Annotated in this window: 6 protein-coding genes and 1 pseudogene; 2 read left to right on the top strand and 5 right to left on the bottom strand. The window is 59.3% G+C overall.

All coding sequences use genetic code 11. The features are described from left to right. The 5 genes from I5W_RS02865 to I5W_RS02845 form a co-directional block, all read right to left on the bottom strand. Positions 1–356, bottom strand: a 356-nt coding sequence (locus I5W_RS02865; RefSeq protein WP_044528103.1) for an Hsp70 family protein, incomplete at its 3' end; no start/stop codon positions are given. A 3-nt stretch (positions 357–359) separates the two neighbouring features. Beyond that, complete coding sequence (gene iscA, locus I5W_RS02860) at positions 360–680, bottom strand: iron-sulfur cluster assembly protein IscA (RefSeq protein ID WP_013234802.1); 321 nt, start codon at positions 678–680, stop codon at positions 360–362. A 12-nt stretch (positions 681–692) separates the two neighbouring features. Continuing rightward, positions 693–1,049, bottom strand: coding sequence for an iron-sulfur cluster insertion protein ErpA (gene erpA, locus I5W_RS02855; RefSeq protein WP_013234801.1), 357 nt, complete (start codon positions 1,047–1,049; stop codon positions 693–695). Positions 1,050–1,092: 43 nt separating this feature from the next. Then, a complete protein-coding gene (iscU, locus tag I5W_RS02850) occupies positions 1,093–1,542 on the bottom strand; it encodes a Fe-S cluster assembly scaffold IscU (protein ID WP_044528102.1) in 450 nt (149 codons plus the stop codon). A 13-nt stretch (positions 1,543–1,555) separates the two neighbouring features. Continuing rightward, positions 1,556–2,779, bottom strand: coding sequence for an IscS subfamily cysteine desulfurase (locus tag I5W_RS02845; RefSeq protein WP_044528101.1), 1,224 nt, complete (start codon positions 2,777–2,779; stop codon positions 1,556–1,558). Between the two features lie 707 nt (positions 2,780–3,486). On the opposite strand from I5W_RS02845, the gene I5W_RS02840 reads away from it, so the two are divergent. Continuing rightward, positions 3,487–4,611, top strand: a complete 1,125-nt coding sequence (locus tag I5W_RS02840) for a hypothetical protein (RefSeq protein ID WP_252716865.1) — start codon at positions 3,487–3,489, stop codon at positions 4,609–4,611. Positions 4,612–4,613: 2 nt separating this feature from the next. Next, positions 4,614–4,899: pseudogene (locus I5W_RS02835) on the top strand (hypothetical protein); the annotation flags it as partial.

Raw genomic sequence — 4,899 nt, 5'->3', positions numbered from 1 at the left:
TCGATGAAGGCGTAGGGCATGTCAGCGCTGTTGCCTGCGCTGATGTCAGCGCGGTCACGTCCCATCAGGCGCTTGATGGAGGACAGGGTATTGCGCGGATCATCGCTCTGCGCGGCCTTGGCGGCATGGCCGACGACGGCCGGTGGCCGGTCTGCCGGCTGCAGGGAAGGGGCCGGCAGATAGCGCACCACCGAGGGCAGCAGCGCCTGCCCGGCCTCATCCGGCAGGATGCGGGCCTGGCCGGACTGGACCGTGGCCACCAGCGAATTGGTGGTGCCCAGGTCGATGCCCACCGCCAGCCGGTGCTGGTGGGGCGCTGTGCTGCGACCAGGTTCGGCGATCTGGAGCAGGGACATGGTCTAGACCGCGAAACTTTCGCCGCAGCCACACTGGTTCTTGGCGTTGGGATTGTTGAACTTGAAGCCTTCGTTGAGCCCTTCGCGCACGAAGTCCAGCTCGGTGCCATCCAGGTAGGGCAGGCTCTTGGGATCGATCAGCACGGTCACGCCATGGCTTTCGAAGCGCACATCCTGCGGCTCGGCGACGTCGGCATATTCGAGCGCGTAAGCCATGCCGGAGCAGCCGCTGGTCTTGACTGCCAGGCGCAAGCCGACAGCGCTGCGCTTGGCCAGGAAGGCGTGTACGCGGCGCGCGGCGTTTTCAGTGAGGGTGATGCTCATCGCCTTACCTCCTCAGACCGAGAATGAACTGCCGCAGCCACAGGTAGTGGTGGCATTGGGGTTCTTGATGATGAAGCGGGATCCTTCCAGGCCTTCTTCGTAGCCGATCTCGGCGCCGTTGAGATATTGCATGCTCATGGCATCGACCAGCAGCGACACCCCGTTGCGCTCGATGCAAAAGTCGTCTTCGTTGACGGCATCGTCGAAGGCAAAGCCATATTCGAAGCCGGAGCAACCGCCGCCGCTGACGTAGATGCGCAGCTTGAGTTCGGTATTGCCTTCTTCGCTGATCAACTCGCTGACCTTGGCCACGGCCGAATCGGTAAAGATGAGGGGGGCGTCGGCGGTGATGCTGTCGGTATCGGACATGATGGACCTCCAGGAAATGGGGATGGGAACCGGCCGTGACGTCTCAGTCGACGATGGGCGCGCAGATCGGGTATTGCTTGGGGGTAGGGGCCGCCTGCTGGACCTCGGGCGTGGCGTCATGCCGGCTGCGGTAATCCGCCACGGCGGCCTTGATGGCATCTTCGGCCAGGATGGAGCAGTGGATCTTCACCGGCGGCAAGGCCAGTTCGTCGGCGATGGCGGTGTTCTTGATGTCCAGCGCCTGGTCCAAGGTTCGTCCCTTGAGCCATTCGGTCACCAGGGAGGAAGAGGCGATGGCCGAGCCGCAGCCGTAGGTCTTGAATTTGGCGTCTTCGATGATGCCGTTGTGATCGACCTTGATCTGCAGCTTCATCACGTCGCCACAGGCAGGCGCGCCGACCATGCCGGTGGCCACGCTGGTGTCGTCCTTGTCGAAGCTACCGACGTTGCGCGGGTTTTCGTAGTGGTCCATCAGTTTGTCGCTGTAAGCCATGATGTGCTCCTTGTCAGTGTGCAGCCCATTGCACCGTGGAGAGGTCAATGCCGTCCTTGTACATATCCCACAGAGGCGAGAGTGCGCGCAGCTTGCCCACCTTTTCACGGATCACGTTCACGGTGAAGTCGATCTCCTCGATGGTGGTGAAGCGGCCGATGGAAAAGCGGATCGAGCTGTGCGCCAGTTCATCCGACAGGCCCAGTGCGCGCAGGACATAGGAGGGTTCCAGGCTGGCCGAGGTGCAGGCCGACCCGGAGGACACCGCCACATCCTTGATGGCCATGAGCAGCGATTCGCCCTCGACATAGTTGAAACTGACATTGAGGTTGTGCGGCACGCGACGCTCCAGGTCGCCATTGACGAAACATTCCTCGATATCAGCGAAGCCGGCGTGCAGGCGGTCACGCAACATACGGATGCGTTCGTTCTCGGTGCCCATGGCCAGGCGTGCCAGTTCGAAGGCTTCACCCATGCCGACGATCTGGTGAGTGGCCAGGGTGCCCGAGCGCAGGCCGCGTTCATGCCCGCCGCCATGCATCTGCGCTTCCAGCCGAACGCGCGGCTTGCGTCCCACGTACAAGGCGCCGATGCCCTTGGGGCCATAGGTCTTGTGGGCCGAGAACGACATCAGGTCGACCTTCAGGCGCGCCAGGTCGATGGCCACCTTGCCGGTAGCCTGAGCGGCGTCCACGTGCAGGAGCACGCCCCGTGCGCGGCAGATGTCGCCCAATGCGGCGATATCCTGGATCACGCCGATTTCGTTATTGACGTACATCACCGAGGCCAGGATGGTATCGGGCCGCAAGGCTGCTTCGAAGGCAGCCAGGTCGAGCAGACCGTTGCTGCCGACCTCCAGATAGGTCACTTCAAAACCGCGTCGTTCCAGCTCGCGCATGGTGTCGAGCACGGCCTTGTGTTCGGTCTTGATGGTGATGAGGTGGCGGCCCTTACTGCGCAGGAATTCAGCGGCGCCCTTGATGGCCAGGTTGTTGGACTCGGTGGCGCCGGAGGTCCAGATGATTTCGCGCACGTCGGCGTTGACCAGTGCGGCGACTTGCTCGCGTGCATGTTCGACCGCCGCTTCGGCGGCCCAGCCGAAGCTGTGCGAGCGGCTGGCCGGGTTACCCGGAATATCGGTCAGATAGGGGATCATCTTTTGAGCAACCCGTGGATCGACCGGGGTGGTCGCCGAATAATCCAGGTAGATCGGTAGCGATAAGGAAGAGGAGGGCATGGTGGCTCCGGCAAACTGGGTGGGAGAACGGGTCTGTGCCTGGCTGCGAGATGAAGTTCAGCAAAGAGCGTGCCATGCAAAGATTTTCATCTAAGCCATTGAATAAAAAGGAATAAATTAATCGTTGGCAGGTGGGATTACGTCTGACGGATTGTCGTTTTTGTTGGATTTGCGACGACAGGACGAATTCGATGTGTTGTCTGACTCGACCGAAGCTAGCGCGATAAAGAACGTAATCCAGGCACATGACTGTTGATTTGCTCGCAGAGTTGCCCCTCTCCATTTGACCCGCCTTCCATTGCCTCCCGAAGGCTGTCACACGGTCACACGACCCTTCATATTGCTTGCGCGATTTGACCGCTTCTCCCGCTCGCTGTGATGTGATGCGCACCTTTTCTGTTCTCCGCCCCCTCGTTTACCGCCTATGCGCTGCAAGCATAAACACCCTGTCAAATAATCATTTGAGAAGTCATCTTGGCTTTCACATAATCGGTGTCCACACGTGGCTGCGCGTGATGTTGTCGGGGCGGTCGGCGTAGCGCGCCCGGGGTGATAAATGATGCTTTCCTTCAATTCCAGATCGTTCTCAATACAAATAGAAAAGGTCTCCGTCTATGAAATTTCTCTCACATCTGCATAGCTCGTCGGTCCATTTAGGGGTGGGAATTGGTACTTTGATGTATGTCAGCTATGGATGGACCCATCAGGTGTTCGATAATCCCTGGCTGATTGCGCTGAGTGTATTCATCGGCGGCTTCATCCCTTATTACTCGAAACTGAGCAACAAGCTGGAAGAACGCGTCAACTTACGGACGGCAATGGTGAGCCCGGGGCGCCTGGCACGTTTCGTCCCACAACTGATCTTCAACCTGGGCGTGTTCGCGATCCTGTCCTTCGCGCAGATCGTGCCGGTCGATAATCTCTCGTCGATGGGCGGCATCACCGGAACGGCGCTGCTGACCACCTTCGCGTCCCAAGGCATGCAATATCTGGCCTTGGCGCTGGCCAATCGTGAATTCGGCGAGAAGACCCGCAATGTGCTGGTGGCCTTGTCGATCAATATCGTCGTCACCGCGTTGGCTACGCTGGGCCTGCCGGCAGCAAAGATTTTGTTCGTTTGCCTCGGGGTGATCTTCGGCACAGCGTTTTTCATCGTCGGCATGTTGTCGGACTGGCGGGCCAAGGTGTATCCGCGTGGTGGTGTCGGCATTTTTTTCGGTACCTTCAACCCTATCCATCGCACACATCTAGCCCTGATCGAGAAGGCCATTGCCGAGCGCGGCCTGGAGCGGGTCTACCTGCATTGCACGGCGGTCCCCAAAATGCATGCCCAGGCACTGTCCCGCGGTGAAATCCGGATCGCCCACTATGAGCGGGGAATGCGTGTCTATGAAAAGACGTCGCGTGCCGATGTGCACATGAACTACTTCCCGACCGGCAGAAAATTTTATGAATATGAAACCCGGCTGGACATGATGCGACTGTCCATCGCCGAAGCGGGCCTGGCCGGCAAGGTACATGTGCTGGATCAATCGGAGTTGTACGCCGCCGGTGGGTTCTATCGCGTGTTGTCGCTGATCAAAAGGCTGCATCCCGACCAGCCGCTGCATGGCATTCATGGCAGCGACCTGGGCGGCATGTGGGTGCGCAGCATCTATGATGAATCGGGCTGGATTTATCCGGTGTCGTTTGTGCGCAAGGACAAAATCTCTGCCACCGCCATCAGGAACGGTGAAAAGGGCATGACCACGCAGGCGGTCCAGAAAAAAATGGAGTCCTTGCACGAGGCCAACGACCTGGCGGTCATGTCCAAACTGTTGCAGGCGGGCTGATCATGTCTCTCTCTACCATTCACTCTATCCATTCCCGTCACTCCAGTCACGCCGCCCACGAACATGCGGTTCATGACATGGCACCATCGATCACCATCAAGGTAGTCGAAAATGAGGACGAACGCTTCAAGGCCATGCTGGTGCGCGCCATCGTCTACATGCATGAGCAGCAATGCCCGTTCAGCGAAGAGTTCGACCTCAATGATCACACCGCAACGCAGATCGTCGGCATCACCCCCGAGGGCGAACCGGTGCTGACGGCACGTGTGCGTTATTCAACGGGTCGCC

Source organism: Herbaspirillum sp. B65, assembly GCF_000333555.1.
GTDB classification, from domain to species: Bacteria; Pseudomonadota; Gammaproteobacteria; order Burkholderiales; family Burkholderiaceae_D; genus Herbaspirillum; species Herbaspirillum rubrisubalbicans.
This window is presented reverse-complemented; position numbering and strand designations above follow the sequence as displayed.